16 protein-coding genes are annotated in these 24,053 nt (G+C 52.8%); 9 read left to right on the forward strand and 7 right to left on the reverse strand.

Going from position 1 to position 24,053, the window contains the following annotated elements:
• The first annotated feature begins 121 nt into the window (after positions 1 to 121).
• Together KOR42_RS16775 and KOR42_RS16780 are read left to right on the forward strand one after the other, a co-directional pair.
• Positions 122 to 1,522 carry a glycosyl hydrolase gene (locus KOR42_RS16775; protein WP_146510998.1) on the forward strand — a complete coding sequence of 467 codons (1,401 nt, stop codon included), beginning with the start codon at positions 122 to 124 and terminating at the stop codon, positions 1,520 to 1,522.
• The gene (locus tag KOR42_RS16780) at positions 1,519 to 2,625 is read left to right on the forward strand and encodes an alanine racemase (RefSeq protein WP_146510999.1); all 1,107 of its coding nucleotides are present in this window, start codon (positions 1,519 to 1,521) and stop codon (positions 2,623 to 2,625) included. The genes KOR42_RS16775 and KOR42_RS16780 overlap by 4 nt, the downstream gene beginning before the upstream one ends.
• 111 nt (positions 2,626 to 2,736) lie before the next feature.
• Here KOR42_RS16780 and KOR42_RS16785 read toward each other — a convergent pair whose 3' ends face one another.
• Positions 2,737 to 3,930 (reverse strand): hypothetical protein, encoded by a 1,194-nt coding sequence (locus tag KOR42_RS16785; RefSeq protein WP_197441282.1) that lies wholly within the window; start codon positions 3,928 to 3,930, stop codon positions 2,737 to 2,739.
• A 359-nt stretch (positions 3,931 to 4,289) separates the two neighbouring features.
• On the opposite strand from KOR42_RS16785, the gene eno reads away from it, so the two are divergent.
• Both eno and KOR42_RS16795 read left to right on the forward strand, forming a co-directional pair.
• Entirely contained in the window at positions 4,290 to 5,561 is a 1,272-nt protein-coding gene (gene eno, locus KOR42_RS16790; protein ID WP_146511001.1) for a phosphopyruvate hydratase, read from the forward strand.
• A 295-nt stretch (positions 5,562 to 5,856) separates the two neighbouring features.
• Positions 5,857 to 6,591 (forward strand): HisA/HisF-related TIM barrel protein, encoded by a 735-nt coding sequence (locus KOR42_RS16795; protein ID WP_146511002.1) that lies wholly within the window; start codon positions 5,857 to 5,859, stop codon positions 6,589 to 6,591.
• Between the two features lie 53 nt (positions 6,592 to 6,644).
• On the opposite strand, the gene KOR42_RS16800 is transcribed toward KOR42_RS16795, so the two are convergent.
• The 5 genes from KOR42_RS16800 to KOR42_RS16820 form a co-directional block, all read right to left on the reverse strand.
• Positions 6,645 to 8,666: an alpha/beta hydrolase family protein gene (locus KOR42_RS16800; RefSeq protein ID WP_146511003.1), complete on the reverse strand. Its 2,022-nt coding sequence runs from the start codon at positions 8,664 to 8,666 to the stop codon at positions 6,645 to 6,647.
• A 193-nt stretch (positions 8,667 to 8,859) separates the two neighbouring features.
• Positions 8,860 to 10,350 carry an endo-1,4-beta-xylanase gene (locus KOR42_RS16805; protein ID WP_146511004.1) on the reverse strand — a complete coding sequence of 497 codons (1,491 nt, stop codon included), beginning with the start codon at positions 10,348 to 10,350 and terminating at the stop codon, positions 8,860 to 8,862.
• A 273-nt stretch (positions 10,351 to 10,623) separates the two neighbouring features.
• Positions 10,624 to 12,633 carry a M28 family peptidase gene (locus KOR42_RS16810; RefSeq protein WP_146511005.1) on the reverse strand — a complete coding sequence of 670 codons (2,010 nt, stop codon included), beginning with the start codon at positions 12,631 to 12,633 and terminating at the stop codon, positions 10,624 to 10,626.
• 409 nt (positions 12,634 to 13,042) lie between these two features.
• On the reverse strand, positions 13,043 to 13,921 hold the full coding sequence (gene murB / locus KOR42_RS16815; protein ID WP_146511006.1) for a UDP-N-acetylmuramate dehydrogenase: 879 nt from the start codon (positions 13,919 to 13,921) through the stop codon (positions 13,043 to 13,045).
• The gene (locus KOR42_RS16820) at positions 13,908 to 15,377 is read right to left on the reverse strand and encodes a UDP-N-acetylmuramate--L-alanine ligase (RefSeq protein WP_146511007.1); all 1,470 of its coding nucleotides are present in this window, start codon (positions 15,375 to 15,377) and stop codon (positions 13,908 to 13,910) included. The genes murB and KOR42_RS16820 overlap by 14 nt, the downstream gene beginning before the upstream one ends.
• A gap of 718 nt (positions 15,378 to 16,095) precedes the next feature.
• Between KOR42_RS16820 and KOR42_RS16825 the strand changes: the two genes are divergently transcribed.
• Both KOR42_RS16825 and thiO read left to right on the forward strand, forming a co-directional pair.
• Positions 16,096 to 17,820 (forward strand): c-type cytochrome domain-containing protein, encoded by a 1,725-nt coding sequence (locus KOR42_RS16825; protein ID WP_197441283.1) that lies wholly within the window; start codon positions 16,096 to 16,098, stop codon positions 17,818 to 17,820.
• 192 nt (positions 17,821 to 18,012) lie between these two features.
• A complete protein-coding gene (thiO, locus tag KOR42_RS16830) occupies positions 18,013 to 19,119 on the forward strand; it encodes a glycine oxidase ThiO (RefSeq protein ID WP_146511009.1) in 1,107 nt (368 codons plus the stop codon).
• Positions 19,120 to 19,195: 76 nt separating this feature from the next.
• Here thiO and KOR42_RS16835 read toward each other — a convergent pair whose 3' ends face one another.
• Complete coding sequence (locus tag KOR42_RS16835) at positions 19,196 to 19,597, reverse strand: P-loop NTPase family protein (protein ID WP_146511010.1); 402 nt, start codon at positions 19,595 to 19,597, stop codon at positions 19,196 to 19,198.
• Positions 19,598 to 19,830: 233 nt separating this feature from the next.
• On the opposite strand from KOR42_RS16835, the gene KOR42_RS16840 reads away from it, so the two are divergent.
• The 3 genes from KOR42_RS16840 (at position 19,831) to KOR42_RS16850 (ending at position 23,976) form a co-directional block, all read left to right on the forward strand.
• Entirely contained in the window at positions 19,831 to 21,831 is a 2,001-nt protein-coding gene (locus KOR42_RS16840; protein ID WP_146511011.1) for an AAA family ATPase, read from the forward strand.
• A 263-nt stretch (positions 21,832 to 22,094) separates the two neighbouring features.
• A complete protein-coding gene (locus KOR42_RS16845) occupies positions 22,095 to 23,018 on the forward strand; it encodes a sugar phosphate isomerase/epimerase family protein (RefSeq protein WP_146511012.1) in 924 nt (307 codons plus the stop codon).
• The gene (locus KOR42_RS16850; protein WP_197441284.1) at positions 23,011 to 23,976 is read left to right on the forward strand and encodes an ROK family protein; all 966 of its coding nucleotides are present in this window, start codon (positions 23,011 to 23,013) and stop codon (positions 23,974 to 23,976) included. Before KOR42_RS16845 ends, KOR42_RS16850 begins: the two co-directional genes overlap by 8 nt.
• Positions 23,977 to 24,053: the final 77 nt, after the last annotated feature.

The following is a 24,053-nucleotide window of genomic DNA, read 5'->3' on the forward strand; positions in this document are numbered from 1 at the left end:
GTCAGCGATTTCGAAGTCGACCTATTCGGATGGAAAGTTCTGTGGAGTCTCATCCAGCAAGTATCCCGCGACAGAACTGATACCGGAATTCCTGGACGTCCTTTAAACACGAAAACGATTCATGATTGAAATTAACAACACGTTGACTCCGCAAGACCTTCTTCTGGGGATTCAACGAATGTGGCAATCCTCGGCTGAGAAGATTCTTTCCATCGAACAAACGTGTGGGCCCGAAGTTGGTTCGCCTGTCTTCACTGTCGATGGAAAATATACAGCTCAGGGTTGGACTGAGTGGACTCAGGGATTTCAATTTGGTTCAGCGATTCTCCAGTTTGATGCCACTGACGATGAGCAGTTTCTGGAGATCGGGCGCAGCAAAACGCAGCAGCTGATGGCTCCGCACATCAGCCATATCGGGGTTCACGATCACGGGTTCAACAACGTGAGCACCTATGGAGCGCTGAGAAGATTAATGCTGGAAGGCCGTATTGCGTTCCAGGAATCGGAGTTGGCCGGATACGGATTGGCTCTCAAAGTAAGTGGTGCTGTTCAAGCTGCGCGATGGAGCGAAACTTTTGATGGCGATGGTTACATCTATTCGTTTAACGGTCCGCAGTCATTGTTTTGCGATACAATTCGATCACTCCGCTCGCTCGCTCTGGCGCATCATTTGAAGCACCGATTGATGGGGGAAAATGATGAAGCGATCTCGCTTCTGGATCGATTGATTCAACACGCCCGAACGACTTCACGTTCCAACGTGTTTTACGGGGAAGGTCGCGACATTTACGACGTTCGAGGTCGCGTTGCTCACGAAAGTCTGTTCAATATCAATGACGGTCGACTGCGATGTCCGAGTACCCAGCAAGGGTACAGCCCGTTCACGACCTGGACTCGCGGCGCTGCCTGGATCATCGCGGGTTATCCCGAACAATTAGAGTTTCTGGCCCAGATCCCTGATGATGAACTCGAAGTGTTCGGAGGGCGCGAGCAGATTGAAGAGTTCATGGCTCAGGCAGCCCTTGCTGCCTGTGACTATTACATTTCAGAGAGTCCAATCGATGGGATTCCTTACTGGGATACCGGTGCTCCCGGGTTGGAGAAGTTGGGGGACTACCGCAATCAGAAATCGGACCCGTTTAACGACTTCGAACCGGTCGACAGTTCCGCAGCTGCGATCGCGGCTCAAGGTTTCCTTCGTCTCGGAAACTGGCTCAAAACGCAGTCGAGTCCCGATGCAGATCGTTACACACAAGCTGGCCTGACGATTCTCTTTCACCTTCTGGAAGAGCCTTATCTGAGTTTCGATTCTGCCCATCAGGGATTGCTTTTGCATTCGATTTATCATCGTCCGCGTGGCTGGGATTATATCCCCGAGGGACGACTTATTCCGTGTGGCGAATCATGTATGTGGGGCGATTATCACTTGCGTGAAGCCGCACTTATGGTCCAACGAATGGCTCACGGCCAACCTTATTACACATTTTTCGGTCCGACAGAAGACGCGACATCAGGAGCATGATCGGTCGACATCTCAGTGAACTTGATACGCCTGCCCTTTGCATTGATCTGGATGTGCTGGACGAAAATATTCGTTCCATGTCGAAAGAGATGCGTGATGCGGGAAAAGCGTGGCGGCCCCATGTGAAGTGTCACAAGGTTCCGGAAATCGCGAGGCAACAACTTACTTCCGGAGCCATCGGCGTGACGGCGGCGAAGTCGTCGGAGGCAGAGGTCTTCGTCGAGAATCAGGTTTCCGATGTCTTGATCGCGAACCTTATTGTTGGAGAGCAGAAACTCGAGCGCATCGCACGAATGTGTCGCGAAGGTGATCCGATTGTCGCGTGCGATCACTTCGTCCAGGCGGAAAGACTCTCCGATGTTTGTCGTCGGTCTGGAGTTATTTGTCGCGTCATCGTTGAGCTCGACATTGGAATGAACCGTGTCGGAGTTCGTCCCGGTCCTGATGCGGAACAACTGGTTCGCGGAATTGATCGCCTGCAAGGGATTCGGCTCGTTGGGATCATGGGATACGAAGGTCATCTGCTGACCGAATCAGAGACCGATCGCAAGAGAAAGCGAATTGAAGTTGCAATTTCTTTGCTCGAACGTCAGCGTGATCGGATGATCCGCGACGGAATCTGCTGCGACATCGTTTCCGCTGGTGGGACGGGTTCTTATCAGATGACAGCCCATTTGCCTGTTGTGACAGAAATTCAGGCAGGCGGCGGAATCTTTGGTGATCCGTTCTACTCGAAGATGTGCGGAGTCACCGGATTGAGGCCAGCACTGGGAATTGTGGCGACAGTGGTCAGCCGTCCGAGTCTGATGCAAGCGGTGCTCGACATCGGTCGCAAGTCCATTCACACCGAGATCTCTCCTCCGGAAATTTCGAGGATGGCAAACGGAAAGGAGTTGACCGATGCATCGATCAACTCCTTCAGTGCGGAACATACTGTCGTCGAGCTTGGCCCAGAGTCCAGAAATCTGATCATTGGGGACAAAGTGATTGTTGTCCCCGGCTACAGTGATCTGACGACTCTTCTCTACGACCAGTTCTACGGGTTGCGGGACAATTTCGTTGAGCGAATCCTGCCGATTGTTGGTCGAGGAAAGATTCAATAAGAGTGCTTCCTGTAAAGGTCGTCCCGGACTCGCATGAACGTGCTGAGTCAATTGTTCAAGCGAGTCTTCGGGAAAAACGACCTGATCGCAGCGACGGCTTCGAAGCAATGCTTACCAGAGGATCTCGAGTCCGAGACGACCACCGTGAGCAATGACGGAACCATCGTTCTCGACACTGTATCGACGATTGCCGAGCAGGTTTGTCGAAAGACCGTTGATCTGATCTGGACCAAGAGCAACACCGGACAGGAAGAGTGCTTCGTAACCGGTCACCAGATTGATGTAGTCGGTCAGAGAGACAGTCGCGGTGAATCCAAGGTTTCCGGCAAAGGCAGCCCCGATTTCGCTGTCAGAGAGACGACGGCGATAAGCGGCATTTCCGTTTCCGGTGGCGACAATCGTTTCGCCGACGCTACCACGCATGTTGTTGTGGAAGATACCGGCTTTGCCGTAACCTTCGATGGTGATCCAGTCGCCGTCGAAGAGTCGGCCTGCGAATGTTGCCTGAGCACCATCCAGTTCGTTCGAAGCATCACCTCGAACCTGATAGAGAATCGAATCAGGTCCCGCTGGTGTTGCGAATCCGTCGAGTGACCCAGCCACAATTGGATCGAAACCAACGGCAGTCAGCGAAGAGCCAGCGAGTTGATCGTTGGGCTGTCCGCCAACAGGTGTTCCGTCCGCAGCATCGACTGCGTCAAAGAAACCGCCCAAAGTCACTCCACTCATTTCGTCGAGTTCAATGTGACGATAACCCACAGACGCTCGCCAGCGTCGGCATTCACGGTTGGTTCCGATGTTCAATTCGAAGTCGGAATAGTTTGATTCCGAGAACGATGTCCATCGTGGTGAATAGCCGGCATCCATCGGATCTGTCGCTCTCAGAAACTCCGTTTCGTCGATTTCTGCTCCGACAAGAGTGGCTGCCTGGCTGAGACCTAATGCTCGGTTCAGGGAGTTTCCACCCGCCGGAAAGAATCCAGCTCCGGCAGTGTCATCAAAGAGGACATCTCCATTGAACGTTCCGGAGTCGCTGGTTTCCCAGGTATCCAGTTGTGTCCATGAAGAGTCGATGTCGACACATCCCAGTTGACCACCGAGGATGAGTCGATAGCCGGATGTGTAATCGTAGTCACCACTTCCGAGACCGAGCGATTCTGGTCCGGCAACAACGTTTCCGTCTCCGTCGTTGTCGCGATCCATAAAGACCCAGTCCGCTTCGAAGAACATTTGAGCGTGACTGATCTGGCAGAATGACAGCACTCCAGTTGCGGTCAGGATTGCCAAGAATGTCTTCTTAAACATTGCAGTTCCCCCTCGTCGCTGCATAGGAATTCAGTAGGTATCGGTGTCTGGCACCGTCCCGCTGATTTCTTCATCGGCATCTCTTCGTCTCAACACAAATTTTTGGGCTGTACTGGTCAACCGTTCGTGCGAAATTTGAGAATGATTCTGGTTATGAAATTTAGGTAAGTTAGAGAAAGAAGCCTTTCGGCGAGAATTCGCGGAGCGGGGAATGACAATCGACACGATGGAGATCGAAGCGCCTGTTTGATACAACACGCACTCGTGTCACCAATCTGTACGCTGCGCTGCCTGCGTTTGGGGCTCGATTATTGATATAAGTGCTTATTCAGAAAAGCTTAGCGTTGAAAGGTGTTCCCATGAGTATTCCCGTTCTTGCAGTCCATGGACGACAAATCCTCGATAGTCGTGGAAACCCGACCGTTGAAGTAGAGGTCACACTCGACGACGGAGCCGTCGGTCGCGCTGCCGTTCCGAGTGGAGCGAGCACCGGAGCACACGAAGCGTGTGAACTTCGCGATGGTGACAAAGACGTTTACCTCGGAAAAGGGGTTATTCAGGCTGTTGAGAACGTCAACGAAGAGTTGGACGACCTGCTGACCGGCCTCGACGCATTCGATCAGGCAGCCATCGATCAAGCCATGATCGCCGCCGACGGAACTCCAAACAAAGCCCGACTCGGAGCGAATGCGATTCTGGCCTGTTCCATGGCAACCGCCCATGCAGCTGCCAACTCTTGCGGACTTCCTTTGTTCCGCTACCTCGGCGGAGCTGGAGCTTGTCGCCTTCCTGCACCAATGATGAACATCATCAATGGTGGAGCCCACGCGAACAACGGAATCGATCTTCAAGAGTTCATGGTGATGCCATTGGGCTTCGATACCTTCAGCGACGCTCTTCGCTGCGGAACCGAAGTCTTTCACAGCTTGAAAAAGGTCTTGAACGACAAGGGAATGAGCACCGCTGTCGGTGATGAAGGTGGATTCGCTCCTGACCTTCCTAACAGCGATGAAGCTATCGAAGTCGTTCTGACAGCGATTGAGAAAGCGGGATACAAACCGGGCGAACAAGTCAAAATCGCTTTGGATTGTGCTGCTTCAGAATGCTACGACGAATCAAAGAAGATCTACACCGTCGAAGGTCGTGAACTCGATTCCGCCGGAATGGTTGAACTTCTCTCCGGTTGGGTCGAAAAGTATCCAATCTGCTCCATCGAAGACGGCCTCTTCGAAGATGACTGGGAAGGCTGGAAGATTCTGACAGACAGCATTGGCGACAAATGCCAGCTCGTCGGGGATGACCTTTTCGTGACGAATTCCGAACGACTTGCTCGCGGAATCAATGAAGGAATCGCCAACAGCATCCTCGTGAAAGTCAATCAGATCGGAACGTTGACCGAAACGATGCAGGCAGTCGACCTCGCTTACAAGAACGGCTACACCGCTGTCATGAGTCACCGTTCCGGTGAAACTGAAGACACGACGATCGCCGATCTGGCAGTCGCTCTCGGAACAGGACAGATCAAAACAGGATCTGCCAGCCGAACCGACCGAATCTGCAAATACAACCAGTTGCTGCGAATCGAAGAACTTCTCGACAGCAACGCGATCTACGGCGGCACAATCTCCTAAACCATTTTCATGGTTTTTGAGTGCTGCTTCATTCGAGGAATGCCGCGTTTTCTAATTGGAATCGCTGCAGACCGAAGAATGAGGAAGAAGCGGAGTCTCACCGACTCGAAACGAAAGCTTGCCCCGGTCGTGAATCAACACGACTGGGGCTTTTTTTGTCTAATGGAGGATTCATGGGGCATTCAATTTGTGAGGGGATTGCCTTCACGATTTCGCTCCGTCAATGAGTGCGCAGTCGTGAAGAATCGTTTGCCTGAATTGTAAGAACCGTTTTGATACGTACTCGAGTGATTCAATGCAGCTCGTTCCTGTTCTCGACCTAATGGACGGTCAGGTGGTTCGCGGAATCGCCGGGCGACGGAACGAATACAGGGCCAATCAGAGCTGTTTTGTTCAAGGTTCGAACCCTCTACAGACAGCATGTGCGTTTCGTGAACGCTTCGGACTGAAGCGTTTATATGTTGCTGACCTCGACGCAATTTCCGGACGGCAACCTGATCTTCGAGTTCTTGGGGAGTTGGTCGAATCCGGGTTTCGAATCTCTGTCGATTGCGGAAGCGTTTCACTGACGACAGCTGAGCAGCTGCGGCAACTGGACATTGATGAGATCGTCATTCCGCTTGAAAGCCTGTCCGACTGGCAGAGCGTGGAACAACTCATTGAGGTTGTCCCGACGACTCAGTTGCGATTCAGTATCGATCTTATGCGAGGACGTCCGATGGGATCGGTTGGTGAGCAGGAGTCCATTCGAGAAACTACCGAACGGGTCTTTGGCTTCGGACTGACAAAGTTCATCGTCCTCGATCTCGCCTCTGTCGGCATGGACGGAGGTCTCAATACACTCGAGATTTGCCAGTCGATCCTGGAAATGAACGCAGAAGCAAAAATCTGGACCGGAGGCGGAATCCGCAACTGTGAGGATCTCGAAGGGCTTCGCGAGGTGTGTGATGTCGATGGAGTATTGATCGCGTCCGCACTCCATGACGGGAAGATTTCCCCCGCTGAGGTCCAGCGACTCTTCAACTCCTGAAGACAAACTCAACTTGCCTCCGCTCTCAAGAGAACGCACAAGAGCAGCGATCGCTATTTGTTTTCCGTTTGACCCTTGGTCAGTGTCACAAGCTTCGTCAACGTATCGAACGAGACGACTTGATCGGACATCAACAACTCCGGCGGGGAAATTTCATCGGCTGATGGAAGATCGACGCGGCTGATCAATGAAGACATCAAGGCGGCAGTCGTCACAACTCCAGAGATGTGGTTTGGTCCTCGAAGAGTCAATTCTGCGTTCGCAAAGTCCGGTTGCTGGTGCAGCCCTTCGCATGCTTCCACAATGTCGAAGACTCTCAGGCTGTCCAATGTATGACCGAGAAGGGCAAGTCTGCGTTTTGCGTGCGTCGCTTCGCGAACTTGTGACGGCCATTCCGAAGCTCCCAATGCACGCGGAGCAAAAAAGACGAGTGCTTCTCCATTCGAAGAGTCAGACTCTTTCAACGCTTGAATAAGCATCGAAACGTCGACATTCGTACCTGACTCTGAGCTTCGCTTTTCAGCAGGATTCGAAACGTTGACGTCTGCATGTTCCGGAAAGTGCTCGCCAACTTCACTCGCAAATCCGCTCCATGCTGAGTCATCGCAAACGACGACTTCCAATGTCGTCGGAGAGGGAGCTTGGTCTCTTTGAATCACGAAGACCGGGAGGCTGCAACTCGCATCGCTCATTAACTTGAACTCGCGTAGCGCGAGTCCATCGCTCTTTGTTTCTCGAACGAGTTCGAACTGAATCGGGGTGTCTGTGGCCTTGTTGGGCCAGTTGCGGAAACTCGTTTTTAAGAGTCCACTTCGCAATTGATCAGCGAGTTCGAGTTGTTCTGATTTGCTCTGGGGAATCTGAAGAAAGGGAACGGGAATGAACGATTCGTGAATGGTTGAGGTACGTTCATCAGCCGGGATCGTGTCGAAGACTTTAAGTTCTTCTTTAGTAAACATCTTCTCGGCGACCGACTCAATGGGTTGATCCTCGCCTTTGAGGAAGCGGTTGAACCAGTGAAACGCGCTGACTTGCAGGCGTTGTGTATCTTTGTGCGGCCCCTCGGTGATATTGAGTCCGATGTGATCAAGCTGGCCGTACAATTCGTACAGGTGGCGAGTCTTCATGTAGACATCAACAACTCCATCAAGCGGGAAGATAGAGTCTTTGTCAGTGTTGGAGATCAACAGCGGACGCGGAGCAATTAATGCTGCGACCATGGGGAAGTCCCACTGATAGGTGTTCACCTGATACATGCAATCGCAGTGCCCCTCAATGCAGTCGTCAATCACATGATTTTGAAGACTTGTGATACCAGCGACTGGAACAGCAGCGGCAATCCGTTCATCGAGAGCGGCGACCCACCATGTGTAGGCTCCTCCACCAGAGCGCCCTGTCATTCCAAATCGCTTTGAGTCAACTTCTGGCCGCGACTCAAGATAGTCCAGCGAACGAATTCCGTTCCATGCTTCGACGCCGGCGGGAGTGTATCCGCGATTGTGCCACCACCACATTCCTTCGCGATACGTTCCGTGGTGCAGACCTTCAATCTCGCCAAGCTGAATCGTGTCGATGGTCAGGCAGACGTATCCATTCTTTGCAAACAAGACACCGTGATGGTGATAGCTGACCTTATTCCCGTAGCTGATTCCATTTTCAGAAACGCGGGCGTGTCCACACACGTAAAGAATGGCGGGCAGTCGCTCGGTTTGAGTTTCCGGGCGGTAGAAGTTGCCTGTGACGTAAAGGCCGGGCTTCGACTCAAACGAGATGTTCTCGACGATCACGCCATCGCGTTTGTGAGTTGCGGTCACTTTTGCATTGAGTGGAGTTCGTTTTGGCCAGGGGGAGAGTCCCAGCATCTGTTGAAGCTGTTGAACGTACTCAGGTTTCTTTTGCTTCCAGGTCTCGAGGTTCGACATCGCCGCGACTGTCGACTCGGCGCACTTATTCGTTTCCGCTTCGAGAAAATTGGAAAGCCACTTGGAATTGTCTTCGGCCCTTAAACTCGGCGTGAGTGCAAGAGTGGAAAACAGCAACACGACGAAAACTGGGAGGAGGGTGTGACTTCGCATCGGGGATCTTTCGTTCAGTGATCCTGAAGAGTGAGAGTCGATCGTTCTCACTGTCATCATCGGATCGGCGGGCACTGACCTCTGTTGCTCTCGGATAGACAATCTTTCGAACAGCTTGATTGTGAGTCGGCTGTGGTTGATTGTGCAATGCAACGAGCTGAAATGCGATGCGACGAGAGCGAAAATACTCGCGCTAGAGGGTTTCGAATCGAGACTGCTGTTGAAGAGTTTCCAGCATTTTCTTCGAGTGCCCATCAGCAGTGAGAAGTCCACTATGTGGATGCCGATGAGGAGCTCCGTCGCTGAACTGGTCGAGAAAGACACCCGTCACAGATGGTTTTGCCATGAGCAGCGGAACGATTTCTCCCATCCATTGAGCTTGTCGTTCTTCGGTCCATTGAGGTTGCGAAGGATGTGATCGGACCGCGATGGTCGGATCGGTGAGCGGGTCGTGCGTCGCCGCAGACGGACAGGCAAGATTGACATGGATCTGCAGCCCCAAGAGGCTCCAAAGATCGATCAGTTTCGAGATTGAAAGAATGTCATGGGGCAGACAGGCTCGGTTGGTGTAGCCGACGTTGATGTCAAGACTCACACCAGTCAGGCCAAGATTGGAACGAACGAGCGCGTCCACGAATTGAAACGGCGTAAGTTGGTGATGGCCGAAACGTTGATATTCGCCCCAGGGTTGTTCGATGCGAATAAAGAACTGGGAGTCGCTGTCGGTGCGGACACCCGCTTCCAACGTTCTGGCAGTGAGGGACAAACACTGCTCCTCGTTGAGATTGAGTGCTCCTCCATAGTTTCCGGCGGAAGAAATTTCCCAGATTCGCACGCGACCTGTGTAGCGCGAGACGGCTGTGTCCACAAAATCACAAACGAAGCTGATTAAGTTGAGGAAGTCGCTGCTCCAGGGTTCCAGCCACTCAGGAAGCCCGCCATCATCGAGTCCAACAAGCGGTCCGCCGCGGATGATCATCCGATTTTCAGAGACCGTTTCGATCAACTGATCGACGAGGGACCAGTCGTAATCACCTTCTTCTTTTTCGATATCGGTCCATCGAATTGGAACGGATGCTGTGTTGAAGGTATTGAAGAATGTTTTTCGACCGAAATCCGTCAATACCGAAGCATCGACGGTGGCTCCCAGCAAATTGGGAGCATGAGAAGACGACCGACGAATACTGGCCATCCGTTGAAGTGTATAAGCGTGAGTTAATATGTTGGCTGCCTGACAGGCCAGTTGTAGAGACCTCTGAGACGCTTCGACGAATTGATTCGGCGAATCCTGACATGCACTGGCATGTGCGAGGGCTTTAAACGACCCGGATTGCAGCTTTGTAAATTCTGAGGGAATCATCATGCGCGCCATTTCCCAAATGGCAGCCTGATCCCGAATTTGAGAGAGCTTTCCTCGCGCGAGTTCGAGAGGAAGAAAGTAGGGCCGGTCTTGTTCGCGAAGAGAAGTTGTGGTCAGAACGGGGCGCCCGATTCCCGGCACTGGCCAGGGAACACTCACCTTTCCGCTGTCCGAATATGACCTTCGGCAAGAGAGCGTTTTCCCGTCGTATTCGACTCGAGTCGGAAAGATTCGCCCGTCAAATCCGCTGATGTACGCTTGCCGATGTTCTGGCCACTCTTCGGGACTTGTTGCGGGATGGACGACAAAACGCATCACTCCCATCCCGCTACTCCTGGCGCAACAATTTCAATAAATCGTGAATTATTCGATGGCCAGCCCGAAGCAGCCAAATCAGTTCCACACTGATGAGTGAATTCACAGTAAGCGAGCATCATAGTTTTCAGGGGCAGAACGTACAAGAAGAGTCAGTTTCCTATGGAAATCAAAGAGTGATGAAGGTTTCAGAGCAGTGATTCACAGATCAGGAGACAAGCAAACGACGCCTTCATTGAAAGAAACGAGATCAGTTGGTTGCTGGGAAAACATGGGGACGAATCAGAAGTTGACTTTGAATTCGAGGATGAGGGATCGACGTTGGACTTCCAGCGTCGCTTGTTCCTCAAGGTTCAGCGTTTCAAGAAGAGTTTGAAGCTCCGATGGAGAATTCACGGTCGTGGAATTCAATTTTAAGAGCCGATCATGCGGCTTGAGCCCAGCTTGTTCGGCGACGCTTTCGGGAAGGACTTGAAGCACCCGCACGCCGGGAGAGTCAGCGGTTGCCTGCACTCTCACACCGAGCCCCCGATGCCTTCTTTGTGAGTCAGTATTGAGTCCCCCTGCGATGAGGTCCGACCAGAGATTGGTCTGTGAATCATTCGATCGCGTCAGGGTTCGGCGGCCTGACCCGATCTCCAGGACGATGTTCGTGACGCAGTCCGCAATTTGCAGCATGCCTGAAATGTTTAACCATTCGGTGTCGTCTTCAGGACGATGATACTGCGGGTGAAACCCCGTGAAAAAATGCAGGACGGGAATTCCTGCTTCATGAAACACTGCGTGATCGCTGGGACCGTATCCACTGTTAATGAATTCCGCCGTTAACGACGAAGCAGTCACCCCTTCGCTCACAAGTTCGTTCCATTCGATAGCCGTTCCGACTCCGTAAACGGTGACTTTCTCTCGCAGCCTTCCGACCATATCGAGATTGATCATGGCCATCGTTTCATTCAGAGGGACGACCGGCTCACGCACGTAATACTGGCTGCCGCGCAATCCAACTTCTTCTGCAGTAAAAGCGATGATCAACACTCGATGCACAAGTTGATCGCGATGTTTCGATAAGCGGCGGGCCACTTCCAACAGGACACTTGTTCCGGAAGCATTGTCGTCTGCTCCGTTGTGAATCTCTCCGTCGGCACCCAGCGAGAGCGATCCCCAGCCATCCCGTCCCAGATGGTCATAGTGAGCACCGATCACGATGGTTTGTCCTGATTCCGAATCGTGCGGTTCCACTGATCCGATCACATTCTTTACGAGATGCCGGTGCTTCGACTTCTCCCAACCCAAGTCAACTTCGATTGTGTTCATCGACCGCGACTGAGGAACGGACGTTTGCCGAATTAATTCCTCGAGTTCGTGGATCGGTGGAAGGTCTGCATTCGTGAAGAACTGGCTCAACACTTCCTGATGACAGTGAACGACCGGAATCGCTGAGGAAAAGAGATTTTGTGAGAATTCAACGTCGAGCAAACCTGACGGCGTCGTCCGAACCGAAGTCGATGAGTGTTCTTGCGAGTTCGAGTCAACGACAATGATCACGGATGCTCCGTGTGCGATTGCGTTTTCAATTTTCGCGTAGACAGAAGCGTGGCGACTTGGATGGCCAGCATCTGATTGCTGACGTGTTGCGTAGAATTGAGGCTCACCACGAATGATCACAACCGCAGAATTCGTGAGATCAACATTCTGATAGTCATCGTAGTTCCATTCCGGGGCTGTGATTCCGTAGCCGCCGAACACAACTCGACACTTTTCCGGGACTCGGTCTGACCTGAGAAGAAATGTGAAATCAGTTCCCGCTTTCAGTTTCAGTGGCTGTGAGCGTGACGAGTCAGTTGCAGTTTCGTGGGTCGAAATGGTGATTTCCGGAGCCCCACTTGCAATCCGCGAGAACGCGGGCATCAAGGAAAACTCCTGAAATGGTCCATTGTTCCCCCAATCGGTTGTCAGACCCGCTTGGCGAAATTCTTCGGCAATGTAGTTCGCAGCCTGTTCAATCCCGTCGGTGCCAATTCCTCGACCTTCGAACTCGTCACTCGCAAGCACGGAGACATCAGCTCTCAGACGGCTTTCTGATTCCGACGAGGAGAAGGAAGGAGGTTCCTCGCGAGAAGTCAGGTCAGCAGAGACCGTTTGAGCCAAATCCAGAATGGGCGGACTCTCCTCAACCTTGGTCAGTGGAGGAAGCTGAGCATCTGCGAATGGGATTCTCTGAGACAGCCAGAACAGCCCGGCGATTGCAGCGACTGCGGGAACGAAGACCAAGGTTTTCCAAAACGCAGTCATCGGCACCTTGTTGAAGTTCAATTCCTTCTGTCGCGTGATGAATGTTCACCGGAGGCGATTTGTATGACTTCTTGTGAATCGCTCGATTGTGTGCGTTCGAGCACTTGAGAGGGAGAAGCACTGACGTGTCCACTCACAGAATGAGGCACTGACGCCGGGCGCGAGGAACTCTCTTTCCGATCACATAGCGAATTTCGGAAATTCCGTGAGGGGTATCGACTTCCACTCGTGTGCGGAACTCGACAATTCTGCGGATTCCGCAGGTCAAAGAGCGAGACGAGGGAACGCGACGGGCTGAGATCTCATCATCTTCATTGCCGGTGCTTTGCAATTTGTGCGAGTGGCGCAGCCTGAACCAGAAACTCGATTTCAGGCGAGTGCCGAGAAACGATGAGAACGGTCGAGCGGCTTACCAGATTTGAATCTCGGTCGCTAACTCGACGCCGTGAACTTCGTGCACTCGCGACTTGATCAGTTCGATGAGTTGCAGCACATCGTTTGCGGTTGCGTTCTGATGCGTCACGATAAAGTTGGCGTGTCGGTCACTGACTTCTGCGTTTCCGACACGAGTCCCTTTCAACCCAGCTTGCTCAATCAACGCTCCTGCACTCAGGCCGCGAGGATTTTTGAAGATGCATCCAGCCGACTGGAAAGAGAAGGGCTGTGAGGACTTCTTCATGATCCAGATTTGCCGCATCCGCTTCGTGATTTCGTCGGGATCTTCTTGCGGCATTTCGAGTTCCGCGGAAATGACGACAAGCTCATTGATGCTGCTGGTTCGGTAGTCGAAACTGAGTTCGTCGCCGCTGCGAGTGAAACGTTCGCCATTCGCGGTGATGACGTCGACGGATTTCACGAACTGGCCGATTTCCCCGTGTCTTCCGCCAGCATTTCCTTTGATGGCCCCGCCGATCGTTCCCGGAATTCCGACAAGATTCTCCAGTCCCGCAAGGCCATCTCCAACCACAGACGAAATCACGTGGGAAAGCGGAGCCGCTCCTCCGACGCGCACACGATTGCCTTCGATCGTGATTTCTGAGAATTCCTCCCCACTCAGCTTGATCACGACTCCCGCGAATCCATCGTCTCGAACGAGGACATTTGAACCTCCGCCGAGAAGTCGGACGGGTAAGCCTTCGTCGCTGACAGCTCGGAGCACACCTTCAAGTTCCGCTTCCGTGCGGGGCTCAATGAAAATCTGGGCTGGGCCACCAACTTTGAGCCAGGTGTACGGGGCGAGTGGTTCGTCGTACTTTGTGATTTCGCTAAACTGATCAAGTCCGGTCATCGTGTATTTGAGCGATGTCGCCCGCTCCTAAAGTAATTATGAGTTCCTTCGTCCGTGGGGTAGTCTCCAATCTTGTGCGAATAGGGTCAAGCGATGTGAGAAACTGGCTTTTCGTCCCGGATTCAGCGACGAGGCGCGCGAGTTCTTCCGCTGTCGTTTCCTGAAGTTCGGAGAGAGTCTCACGGGCAGCGAAGACGGGAAGCACGAACACCTCGTCCGCCAGGCGCAGCAAGTCAGCAAATTCGTGAAGCAATGAACGCGTTCGCGAAACTTGATGCGGTTGAAAGTAGCAAACAAGTTGAAAATCTGGATATTGCTGCCGCGCGGTCTCCAGTGTGACTCGAATTTCCGTTGGGTGATGGGCAAAGTCGTCGATGACCACTCGATTGTCGCTTTGGCTGACGACTTCGAACCTTCTCTTTAGTCCGCAATACTCCCGGATGCTGCTTGAAATCTTTTCATCAATGGGAGCCGATGCACTGAGCGTCGCGATTGCTGCCAGAAGATTTCTGAGTGCGTGTTCGCCGGGCAATGGAAAGTCTCCGCTGAGAACTTCCCGGCCGTTTTCGTGGATGAAAACGGTGTGTCCTGAACGATGGGCGGTCCACTGCGCCTCCGAGTTCGTAAGAGAATAGGAAACAACTCGCCCTTGACGATTCCTCTCGTGCTTCCGAGCAAGATCGCGTGATGTTTCACAGTCCCAATTGACAGTGAGAATTCCGTTCACTGGGAGTGATTGGAGAAAGCGGTCATAGGCACGAATTGCGTCATCGAGTGTTGGAAAACAGTCGAAGTGATCGGGTTCGATGCCCAGCAGGCAGATTTGTTTGGGACGAAACTGAAGAAAGTGTTCCCGGAATTCGCAAGCTTCAACGATCGTCACATCGTCGAAACCCAAGCGACCACTTCGCCCGTCGGCGACCTGTTGAGCGCCACAAAACGTTGTTGCGTGGACTCCGGCAGCGTGAACGAAATGGCTGAGAAGACTCGTTGTCGAACTTTTACCGTGAGTTCCGCAAACCGCGATTCCGCTCGATGGATTCGTGATCCGTGCCAGTGCCTCAACATAAGAAATCTGCGTGATTTCATTCTGTTCAGCGACCTGACGAAAACGGTCTGATTCGGGAACAGCGGCGCTGTAAATGAGAAGATCGCAGGATTCTGTAGTCTTCCAGTCGGAAACATCGTTCAGACGAATCAGGTTCCGCTTTCGAAGTTCGTTCCAGGTGTTTTCATTCTGGGAAAAATCACTCCCCGTGATCTGCCAACCTGCGTCGGAGATGACGTCGACCAGGGATTTCATCCCGGACCCGCAAACGCCGACAAAATGGATCGCAGGAGTGCGGCCTTCTGCCTGATCCGGAATAAGCCGTTCTCTGAGACGATTCGAAGCGAAAGCATGCCCGTCGATCGCTGTTGGATTGGCGGAGTCATGTGCAAAGTGCGAGGCAGTCAATTTCAATCGTCCAGCAAACAGAATGTCAGTTCGTTGAGATCGGTGAATTCCAACCGGAATGATCGGAACTGCGGATTGAAACAGATGATGCGATCATTCAGAAAATGATGTCTCCATCGGGAGTTTCGACGAATGTTCTAGCGACAAATGAGGTCTCTGGACAGAACAGACTGAAAATCGACTCAATTCGGAGCAACAACTTCGTGTGAACTTGATTGAGTGTTTGAATCGCGGGCAGATTGCACATCGCTCTGCAGAAAGGCCCCTGACAGGGTGTGAATGAGGATGTAAGATTCAACTCACCGCGAATTGGATGGGGCTGAAGAATCCATCTTTCGCTGTGAAAACGAGACATGAACGGAGAAATTCTCCATCGTTTGCGAACTGGTTGATGCGTTCAACGATATGATCGATCAGTCAGTGGCTAAGAAATGAATTCGGAATCGCCAAAGGTGCAGGCATTTTCATGATGGTTAGAGCATTTTTTGAATTGGTCTTCGCGAAATCGCACGAACAATCAGGGCGAAAACGATCTCATTCTTTCCAAGCGAGTGCTCTTTCCACAACTTCTCAGAATCGCCGGGGCCGTTCCCTCGCGATGATTGTTTGCGGGACAGTTCTCCTCGCTTTGGTCTCTTCGGACGTTTCTGCAGAGTTGACGACAGAGCATCGGCGGGAAATCGCATCGTTAAAGCGGACTGTTTCTCGAGTCGGCTCGATGCTTCGGCGGGACAAAGTCGAAGAGGCGGAACAAACTCTTGAAGAGGTTGAGTCTCGACTCGATGCAATCATCGAAGAGGCAGGCATCAGTGAAGATGACCGCGCGCTTGCAGCGATTCAGTCGGAGCTTGAGCGTCAAAAAGGGCTCATGGACAAATCTTCCGGCAAACCTTCTAAGACGAAATCCGAAGTCAGTTTCGTCGAGGACATTGCTCCGATCATCGACCAGAAATGTCTGGGATGTCACGGTGCGAACAATCCGAGAAACGGCCTCCGCCTGGACTCGTTCGCTGGCTGGAGACGTGGCGGCCAGTCCGGAAGCCTGCTGATTCCGGGGCAACCGGCAAGAAGTCTGCTCATCGCGCGGCTCTCCGCACCGGAAGGACGGGGGAGAATGCCCGCGCGCGGGGAACCTCTGTCCAAAGACGAAATTATGCTTGTTGGGCAGTGGATTGCTCAGGGGGCGAAACTCGACTTCGGCAGCCCGCAGGCAACTCTTGCGGATTTGATCTATGAACATCAGAAGGAAACGCTGGACGTTCAGATTCCGAAACCAACCGGCACGGAAACAGTGTCGTTCACGCAGGATATGGCTCCCTGGATGGCGAACCTGTGTTTGAACTGTCACAACTCTCGAAATAAGTCCGGTGGGCTGTCTGTCGAGACATTCTTCGATCTGATGAAAGGCGGAGACAGCGGCGAAGTCATCATCCCCGGAGATATGGAAAACAGCCGGTTCTTCCGGCTCGTAGGCGGTCTTGAGCTTCCCCGAATGCCACAGGGGCAGGGACGTATTACTCGTCAGAACTACGAAGATATGAAGAAGTGGTTCGCCGAGGGAAACACCTTCGATGGAGCGGACCCCAGGACGAACATTCGCACGTACGTTCGATCTGAAGCAGAGATGCTTGCAGAACAGTTTCGCTCAAAAACCGATGAAGAAATGATCGCGCACCGCCTTGAGCGGACGACGGAACAACTGAGACGATCCGTTCCCAACGACCCTCGAGAGAGTTTCGATTCCGAGCATTTTCTGGTCGTGGGCAATGTCGATCAGGATCGCTTGGAAGAAGTCGCGGAAGACGCCGAAGAGCAACTCTCTAAACTCCATAAGATGTTTGGGGGAGAAGGCCTCCCATGGCGTGGAAAGCTGGCCATTTTCGTTCTCAAGGATCGTTTCAGCTACGACGAATTCAATCAGGTCGTCGAAATGCGTCGGGCGGATCAAGAGATGAGCGGACACTCCAAGGTGACCGCATCGCATGAAGATGCTTACATCGCCTTTCAGGATCGAGGTGACGATGAGAGCGATCTCCCAACGACGGAGCAGCTCTTGATCGAGCACCTGACAGGAGCCTACCTCAAACAGTCCGGAACAGCTCTTCCGGATTGGGTCGTCAGCGGAACCGGGGTGATGATGGCGATGAAGGGCGTGCGAACCGGGCCACATGTTCTTCAAATGAAACAGACAGCTGGGAGTCTCGTTCCGACTCTCGGAAAACCGGAGGACGTCTTCGCAGACGGAAGCTTCTCCCCCGCGACAATCGGCCCGGTTGGTTACACTCTCGTCCAATATCTGCTCGATCAAGGCGGACCCGGGAAGTTTGCCAGACTCATTCAGGGATTCCGCAACGGACTGAGCGCCGATCGAGCGTTCCGCGACGCTTACGGGGCTGATGCCGGTCAAATTGCTCGAGGGTATCTCACTTCTTTACGTGTCTAGATTCGCTCTCTCGTCTGTTCGCGTACCGACATTCTCAATTTGAGAAAACGTTGCATCCATCGAAAGAAACAAGTTCGGGTGAGTGCAGTCGAACCGCGGAAATGGTCTAATTCGGATTGCAGTACTGTCGCTGTATGATTGCAATTTCGAACGACGAATAGAGGAGAGTCGCCGTGCGCGGCTCAGAGATGGATGACGGATGTCGTAATAGTCGGTGGCGGAGTGATCGGATTGACCGCAGCCTACGAACTGGCGCGTCGAGGAATGTCGGTCTGCGTTCTGGAGAAAAACCGGGTCGGCCAGGAAGCGTCATGGGCCGGAGCTGGGATGTTGCCTCCGGGGCAGATCCATGGTCCTCAGGAAATCCGCGAGCTCGTTCGATTGTCCGCCTCGCTTTGGCCGAAACTCTCCGAAGAACTCTTGAGCGAAACCGGACTCGATAACGGATATCGAAATTCGGGCTCGTTGCAGATTTCGCTCGACGATGAGCAGGAACTACTCAGTCAGAAAGCTCTCTGGGAGAAAGAAAACGTTCCCGTTGAAGAACTCAAAGGGAGCGACCTGTTCGAATACGCTCCGGGATTGTCGGATCGACTCACTTGGGGCTTCGCATTGCCGACGATGTCACAGGTTCGAAACCCCCGACATGTCAAAGCACTTCAAGCAGCGTGTCTGTCGACGGGCGTGACCATTCGCGAGAATTGTTCTGTTGATCAGATCGAAGCGATTGGTGAACGAATCGTGGCTGTGAGAGCAGAAGAAGACGTCTTCTCCGCTGATCGATTCGTGATTACGACCGGTGCCTGGACAACCCAGCTGCTGGAGTCCGTTTCCGTCAATTTCGAAGTGGAACCGGTGCGTGGGCAGATCGTTCTGTTGAAGACCGATCCGGGAACGATCGCTCACATTGTCGAAGATCGTCGACGGTACATCGTTCCCCGCGATGATGGGCACGTCCTGATTGGATCGACGATGGAGGATGTCGGGTATGTGAAGCAAACGACTCCGGAGGGAGTCGCAAGCCTCATGGAATTTGCCAACAGCCTCTTCCCCGAATTGGCGCAGGCGAAGTTTGTCCAATCATGGGCTGGTCTACGTCCAAGAGCAGTGCGCGGAATCCCAGCGATCGGTTCGATTGACACCTTCGAAAATCTCTTCGTCGCCGCCGGCCACTTCCGTGATGGACTCTGCCAGTCGACAGCGACAGCGGTTCTGATTTCCGATCTCATCGAAGGTGTGCAGCCTCCGATTTCGGTTGAGTTGTTTCGACCGCCGGTTGCGATTCCTCCTCAATTGTAGTCCAGCATTCTCGTTTGTAGACAAGCTTGGTCGTTGCACGGCACTCTGTGTTTTACAGGCCGAAGCGATCTCTCGATTATGCTGGGGAGACGAAATGGCTTCGGAGCGACCAGAGAAGTTTTCTTGAGAACTGTTCGAACTCAGGCTGACTCCAACCGACCGATTTAGGGAGGATTTCCACATCCACCTGTGAACACTTGGCGGCGGGAAGAAGTTCTTTCATCTCACCTGCTTCTTCATGATCGTCCAGATGACGGACGCGCAACATGACGTCAACAGGTCTCATTCGAGGGCAGTTGTAGAGGAATTGTTCAAACATCGTAAAACCGATTCGAACGCGAACCTGACCATCTTCCGCGCTCAGGATGCGCGCGTGATGTTCCTCGACGAAACCGCATGCTTTGAGAATGATGGTCGAGCCGTAGTTCGTTGTGAAGAAACGATCACGGATTGATGAGAGAGATGAAGAAAACAACATTCCGATAGAACCTCAAGAATTGAGATATAGATTTGACAGGATCGGAAGAGTTTTGCGGACAGCGTGCCGAGCTGCGAAGAATGCGAATTATACGCTGTGACAAGCGGCTCTTTCCTGTTGTCTTGTCATGAGTTACAAACATCTTGAGGGTCCCGTTCAACTCTCGCTTTAATGATCGATGTTTCGAAATTGCATCATCTCTCGTTTCCGAAATTCCACAGACTGAGTGATTGATGGTCGCTGCACATGTGATTGACGATTTGTCAGACCGAATTCTGGCTGGGTATCCGTTGCTGGTGACGCGGACCTACGAAGAGAGACGCTGGGAGCAGGAGTTCCGGAGACTCGCCGCAGATTTCGGATGGTCGTGTGTGAGTTGGTCAATGACCGGCGGAGTTGTCGCTGACTCAGAGTCTTCAGGTTCAGAAGCTGGAGCCGAGAGAGTCGATCCCGTTGCCTTTCTGGCTCAGATTCAGAATGACTATCCGGGCCAGCATCTCTTTCTTCTGAAAGACTTTCATCTCTGCTTCGACGATCCGTATGTCATTCGCAAGTTGAGAGATCTGGTTCCGGTCCTGCCCGGTCAGCAAAAGACTCTGATTCTCTTGGGGACAGTCGACACCATCCCGAAAGAGATTTCGAAAGATGTGTCGATCATCGATCTTCCGCTGCCTGATGAAGATGATTTGCACGAGATTCTCGAAGCGGTTCTGGACGATCCGAAATCGGGGATTGCGACATCGATTCAACAGGCGGACCGCGAAACGCTGGTCCGTTCAGTTCTCGGGTTGACTGCTGACGAAGCACGCAAAGCGTGGGTGAAGTCACTGCGAGGAGCGGACGGATTGACCGATGAACTCTTCGCAAGTTTGATTTCCGAGAAACGAAAAGTGGTTCAGGGCGCGAGCTTGCTTGAGTTTGTGGCACTCGATGAAGGCATTGATGACGTCGGCGGACTGGACGGGTTGAAGGAATGGATTGCGAATCGATCCGAAGCTTTTTCAACCGATGCGAAGAATCGGCACATCGGAAATCCGAAAGGAGTTTTGCTGGCTGGCGTTCAAGGTTGTGGAAAGAGTCTGACAGCCCGGGCGATTGCCAGAATGCTGAAGTTTCCACTGATTCGAATGGATCTGGGCGACCTGCTGGAATCAGGACGAGGTGTTTCAGAACAGAATTTGAGAGATGTTCTCTCGACTGCAGAAACGATCGCGCCTGCCGTGTTGTGGATTGAAGAAATCGACAAAGCGTTCGCAGGATTCGTTGGAAACGAGTCTCAGGATCCGACGGTATCGCGGATCGTGGGACGATTCCTGACATGGCTCCAGGAACATACGCATCCAGTCTTCGTCGTCGCGACAGCGAATCGCATTGAGTCACTCCCGCCGGAACTGCTTCGACGGGGCCGGTTCGATGATTTGTTCTTTGTCGATCTGCCAACCTATGAAGAACGGCTCGCCATCTTCCGAATCCATCTTCAAAAGCGCGGTTGGAATCCGGAGCAGTTTGATCTCGATTCCCACTCGAATGCGACGGAAGGATACAGCGGGGCAGAGATTGAAACGCTTGTGAACTCCGCAATCATCGACTCCTACGCGGAGAAGCGAATTCTCTCAGACGAAGACTTGCAGGACTCCATTGAGCGCACGGTTCCGCTGTCGATTACGATGGAAGACGAAATCTTTCAGCTGCGCGAATGGGCGAGAACACGGTGTCGACCTGCAACGCTTGATCATCGGGTGATTCGAGTTATGGAAGAGGAAGCCCGACGCGGAGAAACGCCCGCTGCGGAAGCTGAAGAAGTGTTGAAGTGGAAACAACTCGCGGAGTACGGACAAATTCCGGCAGCCATTATCGAGTTCCTCCGTCATCATGAACGAGTGACGTGGGATGTTCTTCTGAACGAGTTCGCTGACTATACGGAAGTGTCTGGCCGATACGGACTCGTCTTTCGATCCGATCCGAAAGTCGTCATCTGGACGAGGATTGGCCGCGAACTCGTGGATCAACTGATTGACCTCATCGTCCGGAAGCGGCTCTATCTTCATCCGTGTGGTGAAGATTTATATCAACAAGCATCGACACCCAAACTGCCAGCTGTTGCGAAGTTTCCTGACCAGCGCGTTCAGAACGCCGTCTGGCTCCCGACGGAATTGCAGCTCGCCCCTTATATTGGCGGGGCCGGGATTTACGGACGAGTCGCTCGCATCAAAATGGGAGCCCCTAGCTCTTGAGCGGGTTCCTGAAGAATTTCTTATCCGTGATCAGGGATTTTGCGCATCAGACGCTCTGACAACGACTCATAAGTAACTTTTGACAAGAAGCCAGCCGACGTTGAAGCGATGGCCATGACGCTCCGTTGAAAACGAATGTTTTGCGTCATCCGGCGGAAAATCTCTTTCTGAGAGACACCGCACAATTGACAATGTTCTGCAATTCGTCCATCGTGACCTAGCGTTTTTCTCGACAAACATCCTTACCATGAACGGGTGTCCCAATGATTACATCGCTCGACCGACGGCAGTTTCTTCAGGGAACTGCAGCACTCGCAGCTTCTGCTCTTCTTCCGCAGTTTGCCCTGTCAGCGGAAAAGAAGCCGCTCTATCAGATCTCGCTCGCTCAATGGTCTCTTCATAAGGCCATTTTTGACAAGAAGATGGACAATCTCGACTTCGCTAAAGTTGCGAAAACCGAGTTTGACATCAGTGCGATCGAATACGTGAACCAGTTCTTCTTCGAAAAGGCCAAGGATGAATCCTACCTGGCCGACATGAAGAAGCGGGCTGAAGATCAAGGCGTGCAGAGCCTGCTGATCATGGTCGATCGAGAAGGACAACTCGGCGATCCAGATAAAAACAAACGCAGCCAGACCGTCGACAATCACAAGAAGTGGGTCGAAGCGGCCAAGTTCCTCGGTTGCCATTCCATCCGAGTCAACGCAGCCAGCCGAGGATCATACGACGAGCAGATCGAGTATGCGGCCGATGGGCTTGCTCAACTGACAGATTTCGCAAAGCCATTGGGGCTGAACATTCTTGTTGAGAATCATGGTGGGCTTTCCTCGAACGCTGCCTGGCTCTCAACCGTCATGGAACGCGTCGACGATCCGCATTGCGGCACGCTGCCAGATTTCGGAAACTTCCGAATCAGCGACGATAACTGGTACGACCGTTATCAAGGTGTGGAAGAGTTGATGCCGTTTGCACACGCGGTGAGTGCAAAATCTTACGACTTCGATGACAACGGAAACGACACCAGAACGGACTTCCTGAAAATCATGAAGATCGTGCTGGACGCCGGGTATCGTGGATTCGTCGGAATCGAATACGAAGGTCATCAACTCGACGAGTACGCAGGAATCCGAGCAACGAAGAAGCTGCTCGAAAAAGTTCGTGATGAATTGGCAGGGGACTATGCCTGAGATTTTTGCAGGTGTCGACGTTGGAGGAACGACGGTCAAATGTGCCCTTGCGGACCAGGATGGCAACGTCCTGCGTGAGGGCACGATTGATACCGATTCTCACTACGGTCCGAAGGAAGTCCTGAAGCGCATTGGTGATCTCGTCCTGAAACTCGCTGGAGAATTGGGGGAGTCACAACTCGTTGCGCTCGGAATGGGACTTCCCGGACTCGTCGATCTTCACGCCGGTGAAACGCGTTACCTTCCGAACATGACGGCGCACTGGAAGAACGTTCCAGTCTCTGCGATTCTCTCTGAACAGATTCAGTGTCGAGTTCTTCTTCTCAATGATGTGCGAACAGCGACACTCGGTGAGTTGACGTTTCGCGAAGGTCCAGCAGCAAAGACGATGGTCTTCATCGCGATCGGAACCGGCATCGGTGGTGGGATTGTCATCGATGGCAAGTTGCGACTGGGGCCGCTGGGCGCAGCGGGAGAACTCGGACACCAGACGATTGACCGGACAGGTCCCCTGTGTGGATGCGGGAATCACGGATGTCTTGAAACTCTCGCCAGTGGAACGGCTCTCGCTGCCGAAGGAATTCGACTGATGTTGATGGGGCTGGCCCCGAATCTTCATGATTTGGTTGATGGTGAGCCGGGCCGAGTCGATGTTGAGATGATGGGGCAGGTCGCCGATCAGGATGATGCTGTTCGCGATGCCATTCTCAACGCAGCTTCGGATATTGCGATTGGCGTGGCGAATGTCGTGACGACGGTCCATCCGGATCTCGTTGTTATCGGCGGCGGCGTGGCCAATCTCGGTCCGCTTCTTCTTGACCGTATTCGTGAAGACGTCGAAACCCGAGTCGGAAGACTATTCCCCGTCGATGATATCCGGATCGAAAAGTCACAACTCGGGGCAAAAGCGGGCGTTCTCGGAGCCGTCGCATTGGCGATTCATGGTTTCCCGGATTAGGGGAACTTTGCGTCACGACGAAAGATCATTTTCGCTGAGTGAGCAGAGTGCGCTGCTGCACGATCCACAAAAAGCCC

The sequence above is a fragment of the Thalassoglobus neptunius genome (assembly GCF_007859735.1).
Lineage (GTDB): Bacteria > Planctomycetota > Planctomycetia > Planctomycetales > Planctomycetaceae > Thalassoglobus > Thalassoglobus neptunius.